Source organism: Pseudomonas sp. GW456-12-10-14-LB2 (genome assembly GCF_002884345.1).
GTDB lineage: Bacteria > Pseudomonadota > Gammaproteobacteria > Pseudomonadales > Pseudomonadaceae > Aquipseudomonas > Aquipseudomonas paraglycinae.
This window is the reverse complement of sequence record NZ_POHV01000004.1, coordinates 180,420-206,433: the sequence shown is the minus strand read 5'-3', so window position 1 is coordinate 206,433 and position 26,014 is coordinate 180,420. Positions and strand designations below refer to the sequence as shown.

The 26,014-nt window shown below is 61.3% G+C and carries 22 protein-coding genes; 12 read left to right on the top strand and 10 right to left on the bottom strand.

Annotated features, from left to right (window positions below):
- The first annotated feature begins 169 nt into the window (after positions 1 to 169).
- From C1X29_RS04470 to C1X29_RS04460, 3 genes are read left to right on the top strand one after another with little or no spacing between them, the layout of a single operon-like run.
- A complete protein-coding gene (locus tag C1X29_RS04470) occupies positions 170 to 829 on the top strand; it encodes a paraquat-inducible protein A (protein WP_007951772.1) in 660 nt (219 codons plus the stop codon).
- Positions 816 to 1,439: a paraquat-inducible protein A gene (locus C1X29_RS04465; RefSeq protein WP_007951771.1), complete on the top strand. Its 624-nt coding sequence runs from the start codon at positions 816 to 818 to the stop codon at positions 1,437 to 1,439. The genes C1X29_RS04470 and C1X29_RS04465 overlap by 14 nt, the downstream gene beginning before the upstream one ends.
- Positions 1,432 to 3,735: a PqiB family protein gene (locus tag C1X29_RS04460; RefSeq protein WP_102716936.1), complete on the top strand. Its 2,304-nt coding sequence runs from the start codon at positions 1,432 to 1,434 to the stop codon at positions 3,733 to 3,735. The genes C1X29_RS04465 and C1X29_RS04460 overlap by 8 nt, the downstream gene beginning before the upstream one ends.
- Positions 3,736 to 3,804: 69 nt before the next feature.
- Here C1X29_RS04460 and mksF read toward each other — a convergent pair whose 3' ends face one another.
- Genes mksF through mksB form a run of 3 tightly spaced genes read right to left on the bottom strand, consistent with a single transcriptional unit; the run spans position 3,805 to position 8,613 of the window.
- The gene (mksF, locus tag C1X29_RS04455; RefSeq protein ID WP_102716935.1) at positions 3,805 to 6,645 is read right to left on the bottom strand and encodes an Mks condensin complex protein MksF; all 2,841 of its coding nucleotides are present in this window, start codon (positions 6,643 to 6,645) and stop codon (positions 3,805 to 3,807) included.
- The gene (gene mksE / locus C1X29_RS04450; protein WP_007951764.1) at positions 6,642 to 7,343 is read right to left on the bottom strand and encodes an Mks condensin complex protein MksE; all 702 of its coding nucleotides are present in this window, start codon (positions 7,341 to 7,343) and stop codon (positions 6,642 to 6,644) included. The genes mksF and mksE overlap by 4 nt, the downstream gene beginning before the upstream one ends.
- Positions 7,333 to 8,613, bottom strand: a complete 1,281-nt coding sequence (gene mksB / locus C1X29_RS04445) for an Mks condensin complex protein MksB (RefSeq protein WP_162803847.1) — start codon at positions 8,611 to 8,613, stop codon at positions 7,333 to 7,335. Before mksB ends, mksE begins: the two co-directional genes overlap by 11 nt.
- A 231-nt stretch (positions 8,614 to 8,844) precedes the next feature.
- Between mksB and C1X29_RS04440 the strand changes: the two genes are divergently transcribed.
- Complete coding sequence (locus C1X29_RS04440; RefSeq protein ID WP_102716934.1) at positions 8,845 to 9,597, top strand: energy transducer TonB; 753 nt, start codon at positions 8,845 to 8,847, stop codon at positions 9,595 to 9,597.
- Positions 9,590 to 10,042 carry a ribosomal protein S18-alanine N-acetyltransferase gene (gene rimI / locus C1X29_RS04435; protein WP_102687513.1) on the top strand — a complete coding sequence of 151 codons (453 nt, stop codon included), beginning with the start codon at positions 9,590 to 9,592 and terminating at the stop codon, positions 10,040 to 10,042. Before C1X29_RS04440 ends, rimI begins: the two co-directional genes overlap by 8 nt.
- A 15-nt stretch (positions 10,043 to 10,057) precedes the next feature.
- On the opposite strand, the gene C1X29_RS04430 is transcribed toward rimI, so the two are convergent.
- Positions 10,058 to 10,462, bottom strand: a complete 405-nt coding sequence (locus tag C1X29_RS04430) for a serine kinase/phosphatase (RefSeq protein ID WP_102716933.1) — start codon at positions 10,460 to 10,462, stop codon at positions 10,058 to 10,060.
- A 142-nt stretch (positions 10,463 to 10,604) separates the two neighbouring features.
- Here C1X29_RS04430 and can point away from each other — a divergent pair, with 142 nt between their 5' ends.
- Positions 10,605 to 11,249, top strand: a complete 645-nt coding sequence (gene can, locus C1X29_RS04425; protein WP_102716932.1) for a carbonate dehydratase — start codon at positions 10,605 to 10,607, stop codon at positions 11,247 to 11,249.
- Between the two features lie 8 nt (positions 11,250 to 11,257).
- Here the strand turns inward: can and C1X29_RS04420 are convergent, their stop codons facing one another.
- From C1X29_RS04420 to C1X29_RS04400, 5 genes are all read right to left on the bottom strand, one after another.
- Entirely contained in the window at positions 11,258 to 11,785 is a 528-nt protein-coding gene (locus C1X29_RS04420; RefSeq protein ID WP_102716931.1) for an SET domain-containing protein-lysine N-methyltransferase, read from the bottom strand.
- 179 nt (positions 11,786 to 11,964) lie between these two features.
- Positions 11,965 to 13,137, bottom strand: coding sequence for a hypothetical protein (locus C1X29_RS04415; protein ID WP_102716930.1), 1,173 nt, complete (start codon positions 13,135 to 13,137; stop codon positions 11,965 to 11,967).
- Positions 13,138 to 13,198: 61 nt separating this feature from the next.
- Positions 13,199 to 14,926, bottom strand: a complete 1,728-nt coding sequence (locus C1X29_RS04410) for a J domain-containing protein (protein WP_102687517.1) — start codon at positions 14,924 to 14,926, stop codon at positions 13,199 to 13,201.
- 11 nt (positions 14,927 to 14,937) lie between these two features.
- Positions 14,938 to 16,635: a molecular chaperone HscC gene (locus C1X29_RS04405; RefSeq protein WP_085745409.1), complete on the bottom strand. Its 1,698-nt coding sequence runs from the start codon at positions 16,633 to 16,635 to the stop codon at positions 14,938 to 14,940.
- Between the two features lie 202 nt (positions 16,636 to 16,837).
- Positions 16,838 to 18,256, bottom strand: a complete 1,419-nt coding sequence (locus tag C1X29_RS04400; protein WP_085745408.1) for a short-chain fatty acid transporter — start codon at positions 18,254 to 18,256, stop codon at positions 16,838 to 16,840.
- A 199-nt stretch (positions 18,257 to 18,455) separates the two neighbouring features.
- On the opposite strand from C1X29_RS04400, the gene C1X29_RS04395 reads away from it, so the two are divergent.
- From C1X29_RS04395 to C1X29_RS04375, 5 genes are all read left to right on the top strand, one after another.
- Complete coding sequence (locus C1X29_RS04395; RefSeq protein ID WP_085745407.1) at positions 18,456 to 19,769, top strand: MFS transporter; 1,314 nt, start codon at positions 18,456 to 18,458, stop codon at positions 19,767 to 19,769.
- A 117-nt stretch (positions 19,770 to 19,886) separates the two neighbouring features.
- On the top strand, positions 19,887 to 21,203 hold the full coding sequence (locus C1X29_RS29760) for a PAS domain-containing methyl-accepting chemotaxis protein (protein ID WP_102716929.1): 1,317 nt from the start codon (positions 19,887 to 19,889) through the stop codon (positions 21,201 to 21,203).
- An 87-nt stretch (positions 21,204 to 21,290) separates the two neighbouring features.
- Positions 21,291 to 21,890, top strand: coding sequence for a flavin reductase family protein (locus C1X29_RS04385; RefSeq protein WP_102687519.1), 600 nt, complete (start codon positions 21,291 to 21,293; stop codon positions 21,888 to 21,890).
- A 92-nt stretch (positions 21,891 to 21,982) separates the two neighbouring features.
- Positions 21,983 to 22,543 (top strand): DUF2975 domain-containing protein, encoded by a 561-nt coding sequence (locus tag C1X29_RS04380; RefSeq protein WP_102716928.1) that lies wholly within the window; start codon positions 21,983 to 21,985, stop codon positions 22,541 to 22,543.
- 7 nt (positions 22,544 to 22,550) lie between these two features.
- Positions 22,551 to 22,796, top strand: a complete 246-nt coding sequence (locus C1X29_RS04375; protein WP_102716927.1) for a helix-turn-helix transcriptional regulator — start codon at positions 22,551 to 22,553, stop codon at positions 22,794 to 22,796.
- Between the two features lie 62 nt (positions 22,797 to 22,858).
- Here the strand turns inward: C1X29_RS04375 and ggt are convergent, their stop codons facing one another.
- Complete coding sequence (ggt, locus tag C1X29_RS04370) at positions 22,859 to 24,691, bottom strand: gamma-glutamyltransferase (RefSeq protein ID WP_102716926.1); 1,833 nt, start codon at positions 24,689 to 24,691, stop codon at positions 22,859 to 22,861.
- A gap of 155 nt (positions 24,692 to 24,846) precedes the next feature.
- On the opposite strand from ggt, the gene C1X29_RS04365 reads away from it, so the two are divergent.
- The gene (locus C1X29_RS04365) at positions 24,847 to 25,953 is read left to right on the top strand and encodes a DUF2817 domain-containing protein (RefSeq protein WP_102716925.1); all 1,107 of its coding nucleotides are present in this window, start codon (positions 24,847 to 24,849) and stop codon (positions 25,951 to 25,953) included.
- Positions 25,954 to 26,014 lie beyond the last annotated feature (61 nt).

Here is a 26,014-nt window from a genome sequence, read left to right as displayed (position 1 = left end):
GAGTAGGTCATCGTCAAGATTAAATTCCGAAACCCCAATTGCGAAAGCAGTTGGGGTTTTGTTTTGCCCGCAGGAAAGTTTTTTGCTCGCGTCAGCGAACAAATTTGCACAGTTATTTTCGAATCAGAACACTAGAATAGATCCCAACTTTCTCGGAGCCAGAGCCCTTATGTCGGATTCGGTTGACGCCCCCGGGCTGTCAGATTTACCGCTGGATGACTTGGTGGCCTGCCATGAGTGCGATCTGCTGATGCGCAAGCCCAAGCTTGCTCACGGCGAAAAAGCCCTCTGCCCACGCTGCGGTTACGAACTGTACGCTCACCGTCATAACGTGGTGCAGCGCAGCCTCGCCCTGGTCATTGCCGCGCTGTTGCTCTACGTGCCGGCGAACTTTTTACCCATCATGCAGCTCAATGTTCTCGGGCAATCGTCGCAGGACACCGTCTGGAGCGGTGTTATCGGTCTGTTCAACACCGATATGCGCGGTGTTTCGGTTGTCGTATTCCTTTGCAGCATGGCGATTCCACTGTTGAAACTGCTGTGTCAGCTGATCGTGTTGCTGACGATCCGTTTCAACATCGGACGCAGTTATGGCCTGCTGCTCTACCGCATTTATCACCACCTCAAAGACTGGGGCATGCTTGAGGTCTACCTCATGGGCGTCCTGGTCGCGATCGTCAAACTGGCGGACATGGCGGCTATCACCGTGGGCCTCGGTCTGGCGTGTTTCATCGGCTTGTTACTGGTTCAGGTCTGGCTCGAAGTGGTGATGTCGCCGCACCAGATCTGGCAGGCGTTATCAGGAGAAGATGCCCATGCGGGCGATTGATGCAGGCATTCTGATCTGTACCGAATGCCACGAACTGAACAGGCAGGATACCGACAGCGATGTGCAGACCTGCACCCGATGCGGTGCGCTGGTTCACGCCCGGCGGCCCAATAGTCTCGCGCGAACCTGGGCGCTGCTGATCACGGCCGCGATTATCTACATCCCTGCCAATGTTCTGCCGATCATGACCGTCAGCTCTCTGGGCCAGGGTGACCCGAGTACGATCATGTCCGGCGTCATCCAGCTGGTGCAGCACGGCATGATTCCGATCGCTGCCGTGGTGTTCATCGCCAGCATCCTGGTGCCGACCTTCAAACTGGTGGGCATCGCGCTGCTGCTGTTTTCCGTACAGCGCCGCCAGCCGTTGTCCGCCCGTCAACGGATCTGGATGTACCGCTTCATCGAGTTCATCGGCCGCTGGTCGATGCTCGATATTTTCGTGATCGCCATTCTGGTGGCGGTCGTCAACTTCGGCCGGCTTGCCAGTGTCGAAGCCAATCTTGGCGCCATCGCCTTCGCCAGTGTGGTGATTCTGACGATGCTCGCCGCTGTCACTTTCGATCCCCGACTGATTTGGGATAACACGGAGTCGGACGCCGACCATGACTGATTTGCCTGTAGCGAAAACCCGACCGGCTTCGAACTGGTCTGCCATCTGGGTGCTGCCCCTGATCGCCCTGATTATCGGCGGCTGGCTCGGCTGGCGTGCCTACACCGAAACCGGTATCGAGATTCAGGTGCGGTTTGAAAGCGGTGAAGGCATTCAGGCCAACAAGACCGAAGTGGTCTACAAAGGCATGCCGGTCGGCAAGGTGAAAACCCTCAAGCTCGATGATGAAGGCAACTCCAAAGGTGTCATCGCGACCATCGAGATGAACAAGGATGTCGATCAGTATCTGAAGACCAGCACCCGTTTCTGGCTGGTCAAACCGAGCGTGACCCTGGCCGGTATCACCGGCCTGGAAACCCTGGTATCGGGTAACTACGTCGCCATCAGTCCCGGCGAAGGCGAGCCGACCCGCAAGTTCAAGGCACTGGCCGAAGAGCCGCCGCTATCGGATTCGAAGCCCGGTCTGCACTTGACGATCAAGGCCGACCGTTTGGGTTCGTTGAATCGCGGCAGCCCGGTGTTCTACAAGCAGATCAAAGTCGGTCAGATCAAAAGTTACGTGCTGTCGGAAGACCAGAGTACGGTCGAGCTCAAGGTGTTCATCGAACCGACCTACGCCAAACTGGTGCGCAAACACACCCGTTTCTGGAACGCCAGCGGCATCAGCATCGACGCCAACCTGTCCGGTGTGAAAGTGCGCAGCGAATCCCTGGCCAGCATCGTCGCCGGCGGTATCGCCTTCGCCACCCCGGAGAACCGCAAGGACAGCCCGCCCACCGATCCAAGCCTGCCGTTCCGTCTCTACGAAGACTTCGATGCGGCCGCCGCCGGTATCCGCGTGAAGGTCAAACTCAGCGATTTCGAGGGCCTGCAAGCCGGGCGCACCCCGGTGATGTACAAGGGCATTCAGGTCGGTAACCTGAAAGCGCTGAAGATCGATCCGGACCTGTCCAGCGCCACCGCCGAACTGACCCTCGATCCGCTGGCCGAAGACTATCTGGTCACCGGCACGCAGTTCTGGGTAGTCAAACCATCGATCTCCCTGGCCGGCATCACCGGTCTGGAAGCGTTGGTAAAAGGTAACTACATTGCCGTTCGCCCGGGCGACAAGGGCGGTGCGCCACAGCGTGAATTCGAAGCCCGACCCAAAGCACCGCCGCTCGATCTGCGTGCACCCGGCCTGCACCTGGTGCTGTTCACCGATACCTTAGGCTCGATCGACGTCGGCAGCCCGATCCTCTACAAGCAGGTCAAGGTCGGTTCGGTGCAGAGCTATCAGTTCTCCAAGACCCGCAAACAACTGGTGATTGGCGTCCACATCGAGAAGGAATACGAAAACCTGGTCAACGCATCGACCCGGTTCTGGAACGTCAGCGGTGTCACGCTGACCGGCGGGTTGACCGGCGGGATTCAGGTCAAGAGTGAATCGCTGCAGACCCTGATGGCCGGCGGCATTGCCTTCGAAACGCCACAAGCCAAAGCACCGTTACAAAAACGCATCCCGCGCTTCCGTCTGTTCGCCAGCCATGATGAAGCGAATCAGAAAGGTGCCGTCGTCACCATCAAGGTCGATCGCGCGGACGGTTTGCGCAGTGGCACCCCGGTTCGCTTCAAAGGCCTGGACGTCGGCAAGATCGAAAGTGTCGACCTGACCGATGATCTGCAATCGGTAATCCTCACCGCGCGCATCACTGAAGTGCCGGAGAAGATTGCTCGAGTCGGCAGTCAGTTCTGGGTGGTCAAACCGGAGTTGGGTCTGATCAAGACCTCGAACCTGGAGACCCTGGTCACCGGCCAGTACATCGAAGTGCAACCTGCGGCCAAGAACCTCGGCCCGCAGAAGAACTTCGTGGCCCTGGCCAATCCGCCGGAAGTCACCAAGCAGGAGGCAGGCTTGAGCCTTGTGTTGAGCGCTGCCCGTCGTGGCTCGCTGAAACCGGGTGTTCCGGTGACCTACCGAGAGATCACCGTAGGCAAAGTCACCGGTTACGAACTGGGCCAGACAGCGGATCGCGTACTGGTGCACATCCTGATCGAACCGAAATACGCGCCACTGGTGCGCAGCGGCAGTCGCTTCTGGAACACTAGCGGCGTCGGTTTCGACATTGGCCTGTTCAAGGGTGTAACGGTGCGCACTGAGTCGCTCGAGACCGTTATTCAGGGCGGTATCGCCTTCGCCACACCGGACGGCGAGAAGATGGGCAATCCGGCCCGCGCCGAACAAACCTTCCCACTGTTCGACAAGTTCGAAGACGAGTGGCTGAACTGGGCACCGAAAATTCCTCTCGGTAAATAACCGAGAGCCCATGAAAAAGGGCCCCGATCCAATGGATCGCGGCCCTTTTTTGTGCCCGTCAGTTATGCATCAAACCGCATCCAGCTCCGGCTCGTCCGCTTTGACATTGATGGTGGCTTTCACCACATCGTGACGGCGGATGTATTTCCAGTCCGCCTCGTCGATGTAGATGCCGGCCGGGCCGCTGCCGCCTTCCAGGTCGATGGCGACACTGGCGCAGACCTGCGGCTTCACACTCGCCAGAATCGGCACGAAGCCCAGTTGCAGGCTGGTTTCCAGCAGAGCGGCCTGGTTCTTCTCGTCGATGTCCGCCGCTTCGTCGAGGTAGTACGGTAGGCGCACGCGACCGGCCAGGTCGCGATCCATCAAGTGCAGCAACAAGTACATGTTGGTCAGCGCCTTGATGGTCATCGTGGTGCCGTTGGACGCCGCGCCATCGATGTCGGTGTGGATCACCGGCTGGCCGTTGACCTTGGTGATCTCGAACGCCAGTTCGAACAAGTCCTTGAGGCCGAGCTGGTTGTGGTTCGCCGCCACCAGCCGCGCCAGGTATTCCTTGGCCTCTTCGTTCTTGTTGTCCTGCTCGGCGCTCTGGCTCAGGTCGAACACCGACAGGGTTTCGCCTTCTTCGTACTGACCGGCGCTGTGGATGATCTGGTCGATGTGCTTGAGCGCTTCCTTGTTCGGCGCGAGCACGATGCGGAAGCTCTGCAGGTTGGAGACCTGACGCTTGTTGATCTCGCGGTTGAACAGCGCCAGTTGGTGCTCGAGGCTGTCGTAGTCGCTGCGGATATTGCGCAGGGTCCGCGCGATATCGGTCACGGCTGCACGACGTGCTTTGCCCAGGGTCAGGGCTTCGTCGGTGCGGTGCGCGTAAGCGTTGATCAGCAACGACAGACGGCGCTCCATATCGTCTTCGCTGTCGAACTTGGCCACGCCTTTCAGACGCACTTGTGCGTACAGCGCTTCGATCTGGCCATCGGCGCGCAGCAGGCCTTGCCAGCTGTCCTGATAGTCGTTGAGCAGCGGCAGCAGGTTGTCCATGGAGTCGTCGACCGGATCCATGAACGGCGTGCCGAACGGCAGGTCTGCCGGCAGCAACTGACGACGACGCAGGGCGTCGTCGAGGGTGCGTTGCTTGGCTTCCATGTCGGCGATCTGGCGGCCGACCAGTTGCAGCTTGGCCGACAGTTGCTGGACGCGCTCGGTGAACGCATCGCTGGAACGCTTGAGTTCGTCCTGCGCGGCTTCCATCTGCGCCAGTTGCTCTAGCTTGTCACCTTCTTCGGCGCTCAGAGTCTGGGTGCGGCGGAAGTCTTCCAAAGCTTTCTGCGCATCCAGCACCTGCTGGTACAGCGCTTCGGTCTGGGTCTTGCTCGCGGCGCGGTCGGCGGCCACGGCTTGCTGGGTTTTCAGTTGCTTGAGTTCTTTTTCCAGACGTTCTTTCTGATCGCGCAACGCGGCACGGTCGGCCAGCGCTTGAAGAGCCGGTGGCTCGATGTGCGAGATGTCGATCGACAGGCCCGGCACTTCGAAACGCTCGCCCTTGAAGCCGTCGAGGATCAGCTCCACGGACTTCACCCACTCGCCATCGTCGTCGAGGGTGATGCCGTGTTCGCCCAGCGGCAGGCTGAACAGTGCGCTGTTGAACAGGCGCATCAGGCGCTCGACGTCCTGTTGCGAAAACTCTTCGCGCAGGCGGGCGTAGCTGTTGTTGTCGGCGTGATCGAGTTGCTGCTTCACCGACTTCAGGCGTTTTTCCAGATCGCGAAGACGTTCTTCGAGATCCTCGGCGCTGAATTGACGGGACTGCGCCAGCGCACCGGCCAGTTCGTCGTGAGCGTCCTTGGCCGCCAGCAGTTGCTGTTCCAGCACTTTGACGTCATCGACCAATGCAAAGCGGTTCTTCAGTACCGACAACTCGCCGAGCCAGCGCTGGATGCCGGAGATTTCCCGCTCCAGGCGCATCAACTCCTGAGTGCCGCCACGCTGATCGTTTTGCAAATCGTCCTGCTCGCGACGGTAGTGCTCGGCCTGAATGGTCAGCTCTTCCTTGCGCGCCGTGGCGTAGTCCGACCAGGTGCCGAGCAACGAGTCGAGCAGCGGCGACAGGCGATGCAGTTTGCCGCGCAGCACATCGCGCTGTTTCACGCCGTTGGCCAAGGCTTCGACCAACGGTCCGGCAGCCACCAACGAGTTGTAGTCCTGTTCCATGCGACGCACGTCGCGGAAGGCTTCTTCGCACGCGGCGATGTAATCGACGCTGCCGGAACGCAGGCTGTGTTCGAACGCATCGAGGAACAGCTGCTTGAGCTTGGCTGCGGTGATTTCGCGCATGTGCAGCAGGTTGATGAACAGCGCGCGGAAAGTCTTCAGGCTCTGCTCGCTGGTGGAGCGCAGCGGGATCAGTGTCAGATCCAGCGGGATCGAGGTGTGACCGCCAACCAGCAAACGACGCAGTTCATCCGGCTTGAGTTCGTAGGCTTTCAGGCCTTCTTTCTCAAGGTTGCTGAACAGCTCTTTCTGACGCAGGCAGGTGTCGTTCTTCTGGTAATGCGCAAGGTCGAGCTTGCCGGCATAGGCAAAGAACTGGTGACCGAAACCGCCGCCCGGGCCGCGACCGACCACGCCGATCACGTGTGGGCCGTGGGGCAGGTTCACTTCGACGAGGATGTAGCTGGTGTCGGAGGCAAAGTAGAAGCGCCGGGATTGCTCCAGGCTGTACTTGCCGAAACTCATGTCCGACATGCGCGCCAGGATCGGGAACTGCAAGGCGTTGATCGAGGCGGATTTACCGAGGTTGTTCGCGCCGTAGACCGACAGCGGTTCTTCCAGCGGGAACAGGCCAAGGCTGTAACCGGCGGTGTTCAAAAGGGCAAAGCGGCGGATGCCGTAGCGTTCCTGGCTCATGCGTCGGACTCCTGTTCTTCGGCAATGGCGCGGGCCAGTGCGTCTTCTTCGCTCTCTTCTTCAAACTCGGAAAGATCGAGCGGGTCGTCAGTGGCGAGGAATTTCGCCTCGGCGGCTTCGTCGATCAGCACCGGCGCCGGCAGCGGCAGAACGCTGTGCACGCTGGCCGCCAGATCGCGGTCCTGCTGAACCGACAGGCAGACGTCGAGGAAACGGTGCATCGGCGGCAGGAAACGGTACACGCCGTTCTCCTCGCTGGCGAAACCGAGCTGGGTCATGCGGCGCATGATTTTTTCTTCGAGCTCTTCAACGGTCTGCACTTCGGCCTGGATGAACAGGTCGCGGTACTTTTCCAGCAGCGACGGCAGTTCTTCGCGGCCGAGGCTGCCGCCGTCGAGCACGGCGATCGGGTCGCGGCCCTGATCGGCCAGATGCTCGACCAGGATGAAGGTGAACAGCGCCAGACGCTGGGCAGTCTTGTTCACCGCCGCTGCGGCCATGTCTGGCACGAAGTAGTAGAAACCACGGGTGTCGCAGACCAGTTCGAAGCCCAGCGCCTTGAACAGCGTGCGGTACTGGTCCTGGAAGTTCGACAGTTGCGCGTACAGCTCCGGGTCGCGGCGGCTGACGTGGTAACCCTTGAACAGCTCGCGGAAGATCGGCGCGAGTTGCGACAGTTCGGAAAGATCAAGATGCATTGGGGATGCTCGCAGAATCCTCGGCGGCGGTGTCGCCGGCCGAGAGCAGGGCGAAGGAGCGCAGGCTGACCTGGTGCTCGTGAGTGTGGTATTCGCGGCGTTCCAGACGCTCGCGCTTGAAGCGTTTTTCCCGCGACAGGCGCGAGAACCAGTAAAGCAATTCGTCGGTCGCGCCGTCCGGCTCCTGCTCCAGCAACCAGGTCATCAGATCCGGCATTGGCAGGGACTCTTCGCAGCGGTCGACCATCTCGCGCACGGTGCGCGGTGCACGCGGAGCATCGCCAGTCTTCTGCGACTTGTGCGCCTTGGGGAAACGCGCCGGTTTCGGCTCGAAACGGGCCAACGCATAGACGTAGGCTTCAACCTGACTGGCGCTACCGAGGAAGGTGCTTTGCGGCCGGGTGAACAGCGGCATCGCGGCTTGCGGCACGGCGTCGATGCCTTTGCGGCGGATCGCGGCCAGCGCGAGCGCAGCACCACGGGTCACGGCGTTGTGTCGGCGGGCTTCTTCACGCAGCGGCAGCAGTAATTCCCGAGCGTGACGCAAGGTCAGCTGGGCGCTGGTCTGCATTTCGAGGATGCGCGCGTGGGTGCGCAGCAGCATGTCGTCATCGACCAGATGGCCGAGTCGCTGCTGTTCGCTGAGCATCTTCAGCAGCACGGTTTCGACCTTGCGCACGCCTTGCTCGAAGGCGCCGTCGGCGTTCACCAGATCAATCATCGGCTCGACGTATTCGTCCCAGGTCGCCAGTACTTCGGCGTAACGCTGACGCAGCGGAATTTGCCGGTCGCTGGTCTTGGCCCGTTCGGCCACGGCCACCAGCGCCTGTTCGTCGTTGTCGAGTTTCTTCAGAACATCGCGCACGCGCATGTCGAGCAGGCGCAGCTGACGGGCCAGGTCATTGCCGTCACGGACGTCGAACGCATCCTGGATATAACCGGCCAGACGCTCGAGGTGACGCAGATAGGCTTCGATCTCCAGGCACAGGCCCAGTCGGTGTTCCCTACGCAGGTAGGCAAGGAAGTCGTGAATCTGCGCGTTCAGCTCGAAACGGTTCGGACTTTTCGCCACGGGAACCAGAATATCGAGGCGGATCCACACGTCGAGCAGACTGGTGATGTCCTGCGGCGTGCTGTCCAGTTGCTGGGCGGCCAGTTGCGTGCGCAGTTCGTTGAGGCTCAGGGTGCCCTGGTCGAAGTGCTCGCACAGTGGCTCCAGAAGTGCCCAGTGTTCAGCGAGGGCGCGCAAGACGCGCTTGGGTTCGATCATCGGAATGGCCGGCTGGTTGGCGATTAAAAGCCGCGATTGTACTGCATCACGAAGGATGCGATTCACTCTCGGGACGGGCTGTCGCTTTTCTTTGCGTCAAGGTATCGGTCAAGACTATCGATCAACAGCGCGCGATCTTGAGCGAAGGGCGGTAGAATCAGCGCACTTCAGTTATCCACAAGTGGCCGACCCTTGCTAATCGAGTCCCGCCGCCGCGCCTATTTGAACGCCATGCAGGTGGTCAACTGGCTGCCGCGCACCGAATTGCCCTTTGCCGCGCCGTCGCGGCCCGAGCTGCTGGACATGCCCGAGCCCGAGCCCGGGATTGCCGCGCCGGTGATTCCGGCAACCCCGGCCGAAGCGCCGGAGCAGCCGGCTGCGCGTCCGGTCGAGCGGCCGAAGATCGAGGTTCCGCGACCTTCGCTGGCCAGCACCCGCACGGGCGCCAAACCGGTCGAAGAAGTCGACGAAACACCTGTGGTGGCCAGGCCGGCGCCGGTGCCGCCACCGCGCTTTGCCCTGCAATTGCTGCGCGCCGGCCGTTGCCTGCTGCTGGTGGAGTTACCCACAGGCGAAGCCTTCCAGTCCCGCGATCCTGCTTATCTGTTGCTCAAGGACATGCTGCGTGCCGCCGGTCTGCCGGACGCGCCGCAGATTGTCGGTGAACCGGTGCGCTGGCCGTGGCTGAACCGCGGCACGATGGATCAGGGCCCGGAAGCGGCCCGGGATTTTGTCCAGGGTTTCCTGTCGGTGCAGATGGAGGCGGCGCCGTGCGCCTGTCTGTGGCTGATCGGCCTGCCGGCGGTGCGTTTTGCCGGCGAAGCGGAGGCCGAGGCGTTCAACCGTGAATTGCAAATCGAGGGTCTTGGCCTGGCGTGGGCCGTGCCCGGGCTGGAATTGTTGATGGAAGAGCCACAGCGCAAGGCCGCCGTGTGGCAAGCCATGCGTCGGCTGATGGCGCGCTGGAAAGAATCGAATGAGTGACGCTGTATCGTTTCGCCCGATGACCGAGGCGGACCTGGACGCTGTGCTGAAGATTGAATATGCCGCGTACAGTCATCCGTGGACCCGCGGGATTTTTCTCGACGGCCTGGGCAAGTACCAGATCTGGCTGATGTTCGAAGGTGAGCAGCAGGTGGGCCACGGGGTGGTGCAGATCATTCTCGATGAAGCGCATCTGCTCAACATCACGGTCAAACCGGAAAACCAGGGTCGCGGGCTCGGGCTGACACTGCTCGAATACCTGATGTCCCGCGCCTACGCCGCCGATGCCCGGGAATGTTTCCTGGAAGTGCGCGACAGCAACACGTCGGCCTTTCGCCTTTACGAGCGCTATGGCTTCAACGAGATCGGCCGGCGCCGGGATTACTACCCGGCGGTCGGCGGGCGTGAAGATGCCGTAGTCATGGCCTGCACGCTCGTCGACTGATCGCGGCAGGTGTCCTCAGCGCTTGCGATCCAGCGGATCGCGACGCGCCAGTTCCGCTTCATCCAGCCCGTTGCCGCCGCCGATATCGTCCTCGTCGACCACGCTCAGATCCCAATCGGCCTGATTGCCTTCGCCGACCTCATGAGCATCCCGGGCGCCATCTTCATGAATCAGGGTCTCCGGGCTCAGGTCATCGTCGGTGGGTTCGTGATCGGCGGTCGATGCCCCGGTGAAACCGGCTTCGCGCACGCGGTCACGGGGCATCAGCTGTTCGCGCTCGCGTTCGGGCAGTTCATCGCCGATCTTCGCACTGGGCTGTTCGTCGTCGAAGTCCAGCTCGTGCACCGAACCCATGCGGTCTTCGTTATCATCGATGGGCTCCGGTTGCACCGCATCGAAGGGGCGTCGTGAATCAGTCATGGCAATTCCTCATACTGTGGGCCTTACTGGGATGGACTCACCGGGTGCACGAGAAATTCAAAGCAAATCACCCACGACCCCCGCGTGACCCCGACGGGCGGTCGACAGTCATACCAGCGCATCTTTCTTGAGGCCTTACAGCATGCACGACTTACAAGACCTGATTGATAACAACGAGCGTTGGGCTGACGCGATCACCAAGGAAGACCCCGATTTCTTCGCCAAGCTGGCCCGCCAGCAGACGCCGGAATATCTGTGGATCGGCTGCTCCGACGCACGGGTGCCGGCCAACGAAATCGTCGGCATGCTGCCGGGCGATCTGTTCGTTCACCGCAACGTTGCCAACGTGGTGCTGCACACTGACCTCAACTGCCTGTCGGTGATCCAGTACGCGGTGGACGTGCTCAAGGTCAAACATATCCTGGTGACCGGGCACTATGGCTGCGGCGGTGTGCGGGCGTCGATGCAGGATCGTCAGTTCGGTCTGATCGACGGCTGGCTGCGTTCGATCCGCGACCTCTACTACGAAAAGCGCGAAGAACTGGCCAAGCTGCCGACCGAAGAAGAACAGGTCGACCGTCTGTGCGAGCTCAACGTGATCCAGCAAGTGGCCAACGTCGCCCACACCAGCATCATCCAGAACGCCTGGCATCGCGGGCAGAGCCTGTCGATCCACGGCTGCATCTACGGCATCAAGGATGGTCGCTGGAAGAGCCTGAACACCACGATCAGCGGTTTCGAGCAATTGCCGCCGCAATACCGTTTGCGTCCGGTCGACGCGCCTTGATAGGTCGTTCAGCGTAAACCTTGCCGACGCCGCCAGCTCAGCAAATAGCGCTGGCCTTCAAGATTGGGTGATTCGTCGTAACCGGTGATCCACCCACGGCAGCGCGAGGAGCCGCAACCGCAGGCGAACTGCCGCAACAGTTTGTCTTCGGTGGCGGTGTAGTCCATGGTCAATCGTTCACCTTCGGCAATGTCGCGCAGAGCCCAGAGCCATAATTCTACTGCGTCAAAGAAGGTGTTTGGATCGCATGAGTGTTCGAAAAGTCCGCAAAAGCGTGGATCGTAGATATGAATCCCTGGCATCAGTTGCCGGGTCTGCCGGCAGCGATAGGGCAGCAACTGGCCTGAAACCCGGCACATTCGGGTGATGCGCAGGAACTCCCGGCACGCTACGACAGCGGTGGCTACGCCCTCGGGATCGTGAACAATCTCGAAATCCTGTTTTGACGGAAATCCCATGCGCACGGGGAGTCCGGCAAAAGGATAAATGCCCTCGGTATCGCGTGCCGGTTTACCCGGTAATGCGTGAGTGTTCATAACGTTCCCTGTTGGCCAGGTGTCGCGACTTTCCCGAGCTGACGTCCTGTCAGTCCTGCAACACGATCATTGGATCCAAGATCCCGTAAATCACATTAGCGGTCTACTGTCAGATCTGACAGGCGAAATAGACGCTTTCCCGGGTCAGCCAAGGCTGACACGGGAAAGCGTCCGATTGCTCAGAGGTGAGCGGCAGGCGCGGCCATGTCCGGCAATGGGCTTTTCAACTGTTGCAGCTGAGATTTGACCGGTGTGGTCGAGCAGGTCTTGTCCGCCTGTGCCACGGTCTCGTTGCGGATCGTGGTGTAGAACAGCTCGCAGGTCTTGGCTTTCTGCGTCACTTGCCAGGTCTGTGTGCAGCTGTTGAGCAGGGCCTTCGGATCGGTGCCCGGTTTGCTGCCCATCCCGGCCTGCCAGCAGGCAGCGCTCAAGTCTTGTCCCATCACCTTCAGACCGGCCGCATCGGCCTTGGCCTGGGCATCGTCGCCGGTGTAGTTGCTCGGGTCGGCGGCGTACCAGATGTAGCTCGGGTGGTTCGAACCCAGCACCGGCACGTTCACCCCCGTGCTCGGGCTGATGGTTGCCAGACCCAGTACATTCACGGTCGCACCGTATTGCTGCTTGATCCAGTTACGCACCGGCGCACCAAAGGCAACCATCGGCAGCACAGCGCCGCCGGCGTTCTGACTGACCTGCCTGACCATGGTGGTCTGGTAATCCTTGAAGTAGTCGTACACGCCTTCCAGATCCTTGCCGGCGCTGGCGGGCGCGGCGATCGGGGCGATGTCGATGATGGTCTGGTAGGCCGGCGTCTGGTTGGCGGGGATGCCATTGTCGGTCAGCAGCGCGGCCCAGCGGTCGGTGGTGTTCGAGCGCAGGTAATCCTGGGCCTGGGTCAGTGAGTAATCCGGCGGGAAGTGCAACAGCTCGACACTCTTGCGGTTTTCCAAGGCCATGCCCAGTGGCAGGAACAGGTACCAGCTGTACGCCCATTTGCCGTCGGCATTGAGTTTACTGGCGCCGTTGTAGGCCAGGTCACCGGCATCCAGCAGCGCGGTCAGCGGCTTGTCGTAGCCCTTCGGTACGCCGCTGATTTCGGCGTAGAGCTGATCGTTGTCGTTTTTCACCAGCACTTTGGCGTTGGTGTAGCCGTCGCGCTGCACGCTCTGGCTCAGGTAATGGGCGACGGTCTGCTCCAGCGTCCAGTTGCGAAAGCAGATCACGCTGCAATTGTTGGGGTAGGCAAAGAGGCGGGTGACGCGTTCGGTGCTGCCCAGTTTCAGGTCGACATCGGCGTGGGCGGCGGCGCTCAACGTGAGCGCCGCTAGGGTGAGGCCTGCAAGTTTCAACATGCTCAGATCCTTTTCAGCGAGGGTAAAACCTTGGTGGAGGGCAATCCGGCCCGCGTCCAGCCTAGCCGGGGAACAGGTGTTTCAGCGAATAACCAAGCTGACTGGCGAGAATCACGCCGGTCATGACCACCAGAAACAGCAGTTGCAACGGGCTGAAATGCGCCCAGTGCAGCGCGGTCAGCCACGGGTGCTTGTCGCTGAACTCCGGGTCGAGCGTACCGATGCGCCGCTTGTGCCAGAGCCCGATCAGGATCACTCCGATATAGGTGAAGGCTCCCAGCCCACCGAGCATGACCGAGAACAGCAGGATCATGACGGCTTGCGGTACGCCGTGGCGCAGCACGAGCCAGCGGGTATCAGGGTTCCATCGGCGCGGAATGATCCTTTCGGTCAACCACAGATCCTGAACGATCAAATGGGCGCTGATCAGAAACCAATAACTCAAGCCGATCCGGAAAAACCAGACAGGAACACAGGCGAAGGCCAGGGGAATGACGATGCTCATCGCCGTGGTCTTGTGCTCGGCGGGCAGATAGAACAGCCACAGCGCCAGCGCAATCGCGGCCCATGAGCGCAACCAGGTTTCGGCGGCGATGTAGCGCGGCAGAAACCGTCGCCAGTAGAAAACATCGGCGTAGGGCAGGCGGGCTAGCAGGTCGGGAAAGCGCCACTTGAGGGTTTCCGACAACTGCTGGCAGGCCTGCCAGTCAGCCGGGATGAACCGGTCGGTCATGTCTTTCTGCTGTCGCGGCTTCATCGGGCTGATCAGCATCCGCGCGGCCAGAGCGTCGGGCGACCCGTTGCGCTGATCTTCGGCCCGGGCGCACAGGGTGTCGTAGAGGCTTTCCTGGTTGCAGCGCTCGATCAGCGCCTGCCAGAGCCAGTCCGGTTGCGGATGAATACCCTTGGTGTCGTCCCAGCCAAATAATTGGGAGATACGGTCGAACAGCGGAACGCTCCACTCTGTGTCCTGCAGCAGTTGCAGGATGATCTGCTGCCAATGTTCCCGACGGTCGAACACCTGGAGCCAGGGTTGGACCGTGTAAGTCTTGAGCTGCGCGAGACATTCACGCTCGTTTTGCGAGGCGAGCAGCGTTTCCAGCGATTGCCGGTAATCCGTCAGCAACTCGTTGGCGATAATGCTGCGCTGCCCGTCGCCGATGACGATCTCCTGCCACGGCCCCAGCCAACCCAGGTGCTGTACCGCCCAGCGGGCAATCGGAAGGCGCAGGGCGGGATGATCGAAGCACAACGTCAGCAACAGCGCCTGGAACGCTTGCGCACAATCCTGCTGGCGCGCTTGCTCCCAGCGCTGGTCCAGATTGGTGTCCGAGAGGCCGTTCAGCAATTGCGATGCGGCTTCAATGGCCGGGTCGGCAGTCGGCTGCTCGGGTTCCAGGTTAAGAGGCTCCGGACTCAGGGGCTGTACCCGCAAGGTCTGCGACTCGAGCGGTGCTTCGGGCGCGGCCGGGGTCACCGGTTCGAATAGCGCCGCAGGGTAATCCCACGCATCGGTCCCGGTCTTCTGCAGCGGCTGAACCATGGATTGCTCTTGCACCGCCAGAGCGGCGATCCCAGGAGCCAGCATGACGTCGCCGTGCTCCTCGCTCTCCTCGTTTTCAAGGCGCCACTGGGCAATCGACAGAGCACGCTCATAAGCCTCGCGCAGGCGCTGGAAGCCTGCGGCATCTTCATCGGGCCGAAAGACTTTCAGCAGCCGCGCATAGCTGCGCTTGATATCGCGCAGCCCGGCGTCTTCGGGCAGTTGCAGGACGGACCAGCATTCCATGTCGTGCTTCCTTACTGCCAGGGGTTACGGTCGAGGGCGCTCAACTGCTTGCTCAGTTCGGTACGGGTTTCACGGATCTGCCGCTCGTCCTGGGAATCCAGCGCCTGCTGGAATTGCTTGGCCCAGTAACCGATCTGATCGCGCAGGTCGCCCAGGCTTTCCTGATACAGACGTTCCAGCCGTGCACTGAGCAGGGTGTTCACCTGTTGCTCGCGCGGATGGATCTTCAATTGCGCCAAGGCTTGCAGACGCTGCTGGATTTCCTCCGGCGTCAGCACGCCGGGGTTGTTTTCGATGACCAGCGAATGTTGCTGACCGGTCAGGGGAATGCTGACCTGGGCTTCGAGCAAACCGTTGTTGTCGTAGGTGAAACGCACATCCAGTTCGACTTCGCCGGCCTTGCGCTTGGGCACCTTGATGTCCAGTTGGCCGAGCGCCACGTTGTCTTTGACCAGGCGGCTTTCGCCCTGAAAGATTTTCACGACCACCTGTTCCTGATTGTCGTGAAGGGTCTGCACGGTTTTGACCCGGCTGACCGGGACGATGCTGTTGCGCTCGATGATCGGCAGGTAATGACCGCTTTCATACTGACGACCGACCTGCGTGGAAGTCTCGATCCCCAGGGTGTAGGAGCAGACATCAGTGAGCACCACTTCTTCCAGCGCGGCCGAACGGGCCTTGAGCGCTGCCTGAATCGCCGCGCCCTGAGCGACCACTTGATCCGGATCGAGGCTGATCGACGGGAAGCGGCCGAACAGCCCGGCAGCCAGTTTGCGCACCAGCGGCATGCGGGTGGTGCCGCCGACCAGCAGGATTTCATCGAGGTCGCTGACGCGGATGCGTGCGTCACGCAGGGCCCGTTCGATCGGCGCGCGCAGACGTTCGAGCAGCGGCATGTACAGCGTCGCCATTTGCGCCTGAGTGATGGTCTGGGTCCATTGCTTTTCGCCAACCTGCAATCTGAATTCGGTGCTGGCGTCCTGACCCAGTGCACGGCGCACACGTTCTGCCTCGCGGCGCAGCGGCTGGAGGATGGTCGAGCGCTCGGGGAAGTCCGACACGTTGCGATGCTGATCGATAAAGTGCTCAAGCAGCACGTTGTCGAAATCCTCGCCGCCGAGGAAGTTGTCACCGGCGCTGGCGCGCACCTCCATGACCCCATCGAAGAGTTCGAGAATCGACACGTCGAACGTACCGCCGCCCAAGTCGAACACCAGGAACGACGTTTCCTTGTCCCGTTGATGCAAGCCGTAGGCGAGTGCAGCCGCGGTGGGTTCGTTGATCAGCTTTTCGACTTTGAGGCCCGCCAGTTCACCGGCAATGCGCGTGGCCTTGCGCTGGGCGTCGCTGAAATAGGCCGGAACGCTGATCACGGCTTCCGTGACGGTCTGGCCGTAAGTGCGCTCGACGTCTTCTTTCAGGCTCTTGAGCACTAGCGCCGACAGCTCTTCCGGACGGAATTTTTTATCCCCGAGGTAGACCTCCGTCGCACTGCCCATATGGCGCTTGAACAGCGAAGCGGTCAGGCGCGGATGAGTGTGCAGGCGTTCGCGAGCAGCTTGCCCGACCAGAATCCGGCCCTGATCGTCCAGGCCCACCACGCTGGGTGTCAGGAACTGCCCCAGGGCGTTAGGCACCAACTCAGTGGCATCGCCGCGCCATACGGCAACAAGGCTGTTGGTGGTTCCCAGGTCAATCCCGACGATCATTGCAACGAACTCCCTTTGCGCTCAGACAAAAAATGAAACAGATATTGGGCGCGCAAGAATATTACCGAGGCAGTGGCGCGGTAAAGAAAGATGATGGCTCTGAGCCATTATTTACGACAGGCAACCGCAGGAGGGATGGTCCGGGTCGCTTTTTGTCGAAGGGAAAGACAGGGCGCCGGAGCCGGCGCCCTGTGGTCATCGTTTAAGGCATGACCGGCGGCAAGTACGAAAGCGTCGTGCCCAGCGCCCACAGCAGCACCAATACCAACGGCGTGTGCACCAGTAATTGCACGAACGAGAAACCGATCAGATCCCGCGCCTTCAGCCCCAGCACGCCCAGCAACGGCAGCATGTAGAACGGGTTGATCAGGTTCGGCAAGGCTTCGGCGGCGTTGTAGATCTGCACCGCCCAACCGAGGTGATAGTTCAGATCGTTGGCCACCTGCATCACGTACGGCGCCTCGATGATCCACTTGCCGCCGCCGGACGGAATGAAGAAACCGAGAATCGCCGAGTACACGCCCATCAGCAGTGCATAGGTGTCGTGGGAAGCGATGCTGACGAAGAACGTCGAGATGTGATGGGCCAGGGTCTGGGCGTCACTGCCCTTGACCGTGGTCATCAGCGCGGCAATCGAACCGTACAGCGGGAACTGGATCAGCACCCCGGTGGTGGTCGGCACGGCACGCGACACCGCATCGAGGAAACTGCGCGGGCGCCAGTGCAGCAACGCGCCGAGCATGATGAACAGGAAGTTGTAGGTGTTGAGCCCGGAAATCGCGGTGATCGCCGGTTTGGTCGAGAACTCGTGGAACAGCCATCCGGCCGCCAGCAGCACCAGCAGGATGATCAGCAACGGGCTGTGTTCCAGCCATTCGCCTGGGCGGGTACGCGGTTGCAGCGGTGGCAGGTTGAAGGCCGGGTCGATGCCGCAGGCCTTGGCGTCACGCGCCGAGTTCGGGCCGGGCGCGGTGGCGTAGGCGATGATGATCGAAATCACGATCAGCGCCAGCAGCATGACTCCCGACTGCCAGAGGAAAATCGTCTGGGTGAACGGAATCACCCCGGTGATCGACAGAATCGACGGCGGCAGACTGGCCGGGTTGGCCTGCAACTGCGCGGCGGACGACGACAGGCCCAGCGCCCAAACGGCGCCGAGGCCAAGATAGGCGGCGGCACCGGCGGCGCGGTAGTCCATTTTCAGATCGGTGCGGCGGGCGAGAGCGCGCACCAGCAGACCGCCGAACACCAGCGACAGGCCCCAGTTCAACAAGGACGCGACCATCGAAATCAGCGCGACCCAGGCCACGGCCGAGCGACCGTTCTTCGGGATCCGCGCCAGGCGATCGATCAGTTTTACGGCGGGCGGCGAACTGGCCACGACATAACCACCGATCACCACGAAGGCCATCTGCATGGTGAACGGGATCAGGCTCCAGAACCCGTCACCGAAGGCCATGGCCGCGTCGGTGGGTTTGGCGCCCATGGCCAGGGTCGCCAGCGCGACGATGATCACCGCCAGCGCGGCGAATACCCAGGAGTCGGGAAACCAGCGTTCGGCGAAACTTGAACAGCGCAAGGCAAAGCGCGCAGAGCGGCTATCTTCGATATCAACGGCCACGGGAGTACCTCGGATTTTTATGTTTATTGTGGTCTTCGGGGCTTGGCCGGCCCGTCTGGACAGGTGCCAACAGTAAATCAACCGGCGGATTTTTGTGACCGTGTTTTGCTGAATCAGACTATGGTCTAACGGGTTGTCCGGCGGCCCGTTTGCGTAGACCATGGGCGCCTTGGTTTTTTGCCTGCCAGAGTTCTTTGCCATGACTGCCCATTCCACTGCCCGACCGGCGCCGTTCAGCCGTTCCGACTACAAGACCCTCGGCCTCGCGGCCCTGGGCGGGGCGCTGGAGATCTACGATTTCATCATTTTCGTGTTCTTCGCCCTGACCCTCAGCCAGCTGTTCTTCCCGCCGGAAATGCCCGAGTGGCTGCGCCTGCTGCAAAGCTTCGGGATCTTCGTTACCGGCTATCTAGCGCGCCCGCTGGGCGGGATCCTGATGGCGCATTTCGCCGACCGGCTGGGGCGCAAGAAGGTTTTCAGCCTGAGCATCCTGATGATGGCGCTGCCGTGCCTGCTGATCGGGATCATGCCGACTTATGCACAGATCGGTTATTTCGCACCGTTGCTGCTGCTGGCGCTGCGCATCCTGCAAGGCGCGGCGGTGGGCGGTGAAGTGCCGAGCGCCTGGGTATTCGTGGCCGAGCATGCTCCGGCCGGGCATCGCGGTTATGCCCTGGGCTTTCTGCAGGCCGGGCTGACCTTCGGTTATCTGATCGGCGCATTGACCGCGACTTTTCTGGCGCAAGTGTTCACCCCGGCCGAAGTGCTGGATTACGCGTGGCGTTATCCGTTCCTGCTTGGTGGTGTGTTCGGCGTGATCGGTGTCTGGCTGCGCCGCTGGCTGAGCGAAACCCCGGTGTTCATGGCCATGGAAGCGCAGCGCGAGGCGCGGGTCGAACTGCCGTTGCGCACCGTGCTGCGCGATCATCGGCTGGCCATGTTGCCGGCGATGCTCCTGACCTGCGTGCTGACCTCGGCAGTGGTGGTGTTCGTGGTCATCACCCCGACCATGATGCAAAAAACCTTCGGCATGACCGCCGGCCACACCTTCGCGCTGAGCGCGCTGGGCATTGTTTTCCTGAACATCGGCTGCGTGATCGCCGGCCGGCTGGTCGATCGCATCGGCGCCTGGCGCACGGTCATGCTTTACAGTCTGCTGCTGCCGCTGGGCATCGGTCTGCTTTATAGCTGCCTGATCAGCGGCGGGGATTGGGTCGGTCTGGCCTACGCCATCGCCGGCTTGTGCTGTGGCGTGGTCGGTGCGGTGCCGTCGGTGATGGTCAGCCTGTTCCCGGCGCGGATCCGCGTTTCCGGGATCTCCTTCACCTACAACATTGCCTACGCCGCCTGGGCCAGTGTCACACCGTTGCTGCTGATCGGTCTGATGCCGTGGAGTCCGTGGATCTGCGTGATGTTCTGCACGGTGATGGGCGCGGTGGGCGTCGTCAGCGCGGCGTATTTCGGCTCGCGCATGCCGCGCGCAGAACAGTGCCCGGTGGCCGGCACCGCCTGAATTGTCGAGGCGTAACTATTTTTGTAGGACACGCCTCAAGCGCTCTTCAGAAAAGATTTCCAAGGCCGATGGTTAGGCTGCATACCCGCTCTCCATCCAGTCCATCGGTGCTTTCCCATGTTCAACAAACGCCTGAAGCAAGAGCTGGCGGCTCTTCGTGAAGAACTCTCCAGCCTTCTGCAAGTGAAGGAGAGCCTGGAAAGCGAGATGCTGGTGCTCACCCTTGAGCCCGACGGACGGATTCAGTCGGTCAACCAGAACTTCCTCAACGAAATGCTCTACAAGAGTCACGATCTGATCGGCCGCGCCATCGAAGACATCGTGCCGGCCCATGTGAAGTCGGACGAGTTTCATCACCGCTTCAAGGCCGCCCTGACCCGTGGCGAGCATTTCGCCGGCGCTGTGCGCCTTTCACGCGGTAACGGCGAAGAGGCGTGGTTGCGTTCGATCGTGCAGCCGATTCGCTCATCGGATGGCCGGATCAAGCACTTCTCGATTTTCTCCAGCGACCTGACCCGCACTATCGAGGCCTCCCGCGAACACGAAAACCTGATCGGCGCGCTGGTGCGTTCGACCGCCGTGATCGAGTTCGACCTCAGCGGAAACGTGCTGAGCGCCAACGAACGGTTCCTCCAAGGCATGGGTTACAGCCTGGCGCAGATCAAGGGCAAACATCACCGCCAGTTCTGCGAGCCGGAGGAGTACAACAGCGCCGAATACCAGAACTTCTGGCGTCGCCTGAACAACGGCGAATTCGTTGCCGGCCGTTTCAAGCGGGTCGACAGCCATGGCCGGACGGTCTGGCTGGAGGCGTCCTACAACCCGGTGCTCGACGCCAACGAAAAGCTCTACAAAGTGGTGAAGTTCGCCACGGTGATCACCGATCAGGTCAATCAGGAACAGGCCGTCGCCGACGCCGCCAACATCGCCTACAGCACGTCCCTGCAGACCGACAGCACCGCCCAGCGCGGCACTCGTGTGGTGACTGAAGCGGTCAACGTGATGCGCGATCTGTCGAAGCACATGCAGACCGCCGGCGAAGGCATCGAGGCGTTGAACGAGCAATCCCAGGTAATCGGCACCATCGTCAAGACCATCAGCGGCATTGCCGAACAGACCAACCTGTTGGCGCTTAACGCGGCCATCGAAGCTGCTCGCGCCGGTGAGCAAGGCCGAGGCTTTGCGGTGGTGGCCGACGAAGTGCGGCAACTGGCTTCGCGCACCAGCCAGGCGACCGAAGAAATCGTCGGTGTGGTGCGCCAGAACCAGGACATGGCGCGCAACGCCGTGGCCCTGATGACCGACGGCAAGCAACAGGCCGAACAAGGGCTGGCGCTGGCGGCGGAGGCCGGTACGGTGATCGTCGAGATTCAGGACGGCGCGCAGAAAGTGGTGGATGCAGTCGGCCAGTTCGCCAACCAGTTATCCAACTGATGCCTGCCAGGCGATGGGATGGTACACGGCCATCCCTTCGTTGTTTTTATCCCGCTACAATCGGCTCTTTTTCCCGGAGCAGATCCCATGAGCGAGTCCTTCCGTCGCCCGGTTTCCCTGAACAAAGCCTACCGTCTGCTCAATCACGGGCCGACCGTGCTGGTCAGCGCCGCTCATGACGGGCAGCGCAACATCATGGCGGCTGCGTGGGCCATGCCGCTGGATTTCGAACCGCCGAAAGTCGCGGTAGTGCTCGACAAATCCACCTGGACCCGACAATTGCTCGAGGCTTCGGGCACCTTTGTTCTCAACGTTCCTTGTGTGAATCAGGCCGACATCGTGCAGACCGTCGGCTCGACATCGGGCCTGGAAATCAATCGCGATCAAGGTCAGGACAAGTTTCAGGCGTACGGCTTGCAGAGCTTTGCTGGCGAGCAGGTCGAGGCACCAATGCTGGATGGTTGCGTGGCCTGGCTCGAATGCCGGTTGCTGCCGGAGCCGCACAATCACGAGCAATACGATCTGTTCCTCGCCGAGGTGATCGCGGCGCAGGCTGATTCGCGGGTGTTCAGCGATGGACGCTGGCATTTTGAAGGGCACGATGAGCTGCGCACGCTGCATCACGTGGCCGGTGGCAACTTTCTGAAGATCGGTGATCCGGTGGTCGGTAAAAATCTTGATGTCTGACGGTTATTAATGTTTTGCAGCAATTAATTATTGTTATTCGATAATTTTAATCGTTAGGGTGGTGCTCACATTCATTCTTGTGAGGCTTTCCCATGACCACCCACGGGCTCGTGCAATTCAGTCGGCGCATGGCGACGGTGACGTTGATCCTGATCGTCGTGATGCTGCTGCTCAATGCTGTCATTTGGGTTTACCCACCGTTGGCGGAAAAGGAAGGCTGGGGATTGGGGTTTGCGCTGACCGAGCGCCAGCTGTCACACATGGCCGACGCCGCCACGCTGTTTCCATGGTGGCAGAAGCTGGGCGGGATCGTGCTGTCGAGCATTCCCCTGCTGGCGCTGGCATCGGGCCTGAACCATTTGCGCCGGCTGTTTCAGAGTTATGCGCGGGGTGAGTATTTTGCCCGGGAAACAGCGGAGCATCTGGGCAAGGTCGGGCGAGCCGTGGCGATCTGGGTGCTGCTGGATTTCCTCTGTGAGCCGATGCTCAGCCTGTGGGTCACCCAGAACGCGCCGGTCGGTGAGCGGTTGTTTACCCTGAGCATCACGGCGGCCTCATTCGTCGCGTTGTTTCTGGCCGCGTGCATTTCGATCATCGCGCGGATTCTGGCGCAGGCCAGCGAAGTGGATCGGGAAAACCGTACGTTTAATTGAGGTCCTCATGCCTATCGTGATTCAACTGGATGTGATGCTCGCGCTGCGCAAGGTCAAATCCAAAGACCTTGCAGCCGCCATCGGCATCACCGAGGCCAACCTGTCGCTGTTCAAACAGGGCAAGGTCAAAGGGCTGCGACTGGCGACCCTGGATGCCATCTGCGAGTACCTCAACTGTCAGCCCGGGGATCTGCTGGTTCGGGTGGCGGGGAGGAGGGTGACGCCTGAGGGTTTCAGTTGGCGCTGGAAATGAATTCATGGACATACAAAAAAGGCTTACCTCTCGGTAAGCCTTTTTCAGTTGGCAGTGCTGATTCAATCCCCCAACGCTACCCCTTCACGCCGAGGATCTGCCCCGCCTGCCAGCGTTGCCTTCCCTTGAGCATCCTTGACCCGCACGATGGCCTGGGTGCCGCTGGTCATGTCGATTTCGTTGACGGTGTGGCCCTTGTCCTTGAGTGCCTGGATCAGCGTCGGGCTGAACTGGCCCTGTTCCAGTTCAGTGGGGCCGTTGCGGCTGCCGAAGTTGGGCAGGCTGATGGCGCTTTGCGGGTCGAGGTTCCAGTCGAGCAGGCCGACGGTGGTTTTGGCCACGTACTCGATGATCTGCGAGCCGCCGGGAGAGCCGACGGTGGCGACGAACTCGCCGCTTTTGCGGTCGAAGATCAGGGTCGGCGCCATCGACGAGCGCGGGCGTTTGCCGGGCTCCACGCGGTTGGCGACTTTCTGTCCGTTCTCTTCGGGGATGAACGAGAAGTCGGTCATCTGGTTGTTGAGCAGGAAACCCTGAACCATCAGGTGCGAGCCGAACGCTGCTTCGATGGTGGTGGTCATCGACACGGCGCCACCGAAGTCATCGACCGCCACCACTTGCGAGGTGGAAATGCGCAGCGGCGAGCGATCCGGCGCGTAGGCGACCTGTACGCCCGGCGGTGTGCCGGGTTTGGCGGTGCCCATGCTGCGTTCGCCGATCAGGCTGGCGCGGCTGGCCAGGTAACCCGGGTCGACCAAACCTTTGACCGGCACCGGCACGAAGTCGGTATCGGCTACGTATTGCGCGCGGTCGGCGTAGGCCAGGCGCTCGGCTTCGGCGATCAGGTGCACGGCTTGCGGCGCAGGTTCGATGCCGGCGGGTTTATCGGTTTTCACTGGCTTGAGCGGCGTCAGAGCCAGACGCGGATCGCGGGTTTCCAGCGCCTGCAAGGTGCCGAGAGTCTGCGCCACCGCAATCCCGCCCGATGATGGCGGCGGCATCCCGCAAACCTGCCAGCGCTTGTAGTCGGTGCACAGTGGCGCGCGCTCCTTGGCCTGATAGTGCTGAAGGTCGTTCAGCGACAGGCTGCCGGGGTTGGCGTGGCCCTGAACCTTGGCCACGATTTCTTCGGCGATCGGGCCTTTGTACAGCGCGTCCGCACCTTCGTTGGCGGTGCGTTTGAGCACGGCGGCCAGCGCCGGGTTTTGCAGTCGCGTGCCGACGGCTTTGACGCTGCCATCGCTGTTCAGAAAGTACCTGGCCATGTCCGGCGAACGGCGAATCACCGGGTCGGATTCCAGCAGTGAATGCAGGCGCGGAGAGATCGCAAAACCCTGCTCGGCCAGTTTGATCGCCGGCTCGAACAATGTTGCCCACGGCAAGCGGCCGTGCTTTTTGTGCGCCAGCTCCAATGCACGCATCACCCCCGGTGTGCCGACAGAGCGTCCACCGATCTGCGCCTGCGGGAACGGCATCGGTTTACCGTCGGCCTGCAGAAACAGTTTCTCGGTCGCACCCGCCGGTGCCGTTTCACGACCGTCGTAGGTGCGCACCTGTTTGCCATCCCACAGCACGATCATCGCGCCGCCGCCGATCCCGGAGGATTGCGGTTCGACCAGGGTCAACACGGCTTGCATCGCGATGGCGGCATCGATGGCGGAACCACCCTGACGCAACATTTCGCGACCGGCCTCGGCGGCCAGCGGATTGGCAGCGGCGGCCATGTGTTTTTCGGCGTGGCTGGCTTGTAGGCCGGTGCGGTAACCGGAGGCGGCTTCCGGTGCCAGCGGCAAGGTCGAGGAAGGCGGGGCGTTGCAGGCCGTGAGGGCGATGGCGCTGACGATCAGCGTCAGGGCGGGCAGGCGAAACCGGTTCAGGGGCAGGGCTGGAAACACGCGGGGCTCTCCGTCCGTGGGATAAAGGTCTGACGGACTGTATCGGCCGACCGTGTACGACGCAAACCGCAGGCACCTTTGTCCTTCATGCCTTGGCGGAATTTCTGTAGGGTCATGGGCAAACGTGAAGCCAGAACAATCAACAAGAGGCCGCCATGCACAACGAGTTTCCGACCCAGCCCAGCTATCGCGAACAGCGCGAGCGCTTTTTAGCCGCCGCGAAGGTGGCGGGTGCAACGCTCTCTTCGTACGCGCATCCGCTCAATGGGCCGTTTGGCGAGTCTTTGAGTACCGATGTTGCGGTGCTGGGGGATCCAGCGGCCAAACGGCGCCTGGTGGCGCTCAGCGGCACCCACGGGGTTGAGGGATATTACGGCTCGGAGTGCCAGATCGACTGGCTGAAGCATTTCACGCCGGACTCACTGCCGAAGGACGTCGCGGTGGTGATGGTTCACCTGATCAACCCGTGGGGCACGGCGTGGCTGCGGCGGGTCAATGAAGACAACATCGACCTCAACCGCAATCACCTGGATTTCAACCGACTGCTTCCGGACAACCGCGTTTACGCGGCGCTCCATGAAATTTACGCCTGCACCGATTTGAATGGCGCCGAGCGGCAAAAGGCTGATGCCTTGCTGGATGCGCAAATTGCCGAGCACGGCTGGCCGGCTGTCATGTCGATTGTCGAGGGCGGTCAGCACAGTCATCCCGACGGATTGTTCTTTGGCGGACTCGCGCCGAGCTGGTCGAATCGCACGCTGCATTCCATCATCGAGAATCATCTGGCCGGTGCTGAAACCGTGATGTGTTTCGACCTGCACACCGGCGCCGGGGAGTACGGGCATCCGATGCTGCTGACGATTACCCAAGCGCCGTATCCAGCACTGGCCCAAGCGCAATCGATTTACGGCCCGTGGCTCTACACGCTGCACACCGGCGCCGAAACCCTGAGCGAAACCGGTGTCGCGGCAACCGCTACCGGTTACACCTCGCAGGCGTTGCTCAACGCGTTGCCGAATGTGCAACTGATGCCGTTCGTGATCGAGTGCGGGACTTATCCGGGGCCGGACGTGCATCGTTATCTGCGCGACGATCACTGGCTGCATCTGCATGGCGATCCGCTGGATGCGACGGGGCGGGCGATCAAGTTGAATCTGCTGGAGCAGTTTTATCCGGCGGATCCGGACTGGCGGGCGATGGTCGGTTTACGGACGCGGCAGATTTGGACGAAAGGGCTCTTGGCCTTGGGGGAAGAGGTATAAACAAACGGCTTGCCTTTCGGTAAGCCGTTTTGACTGCCTGGTGATGCGCATCGGTTTTGAC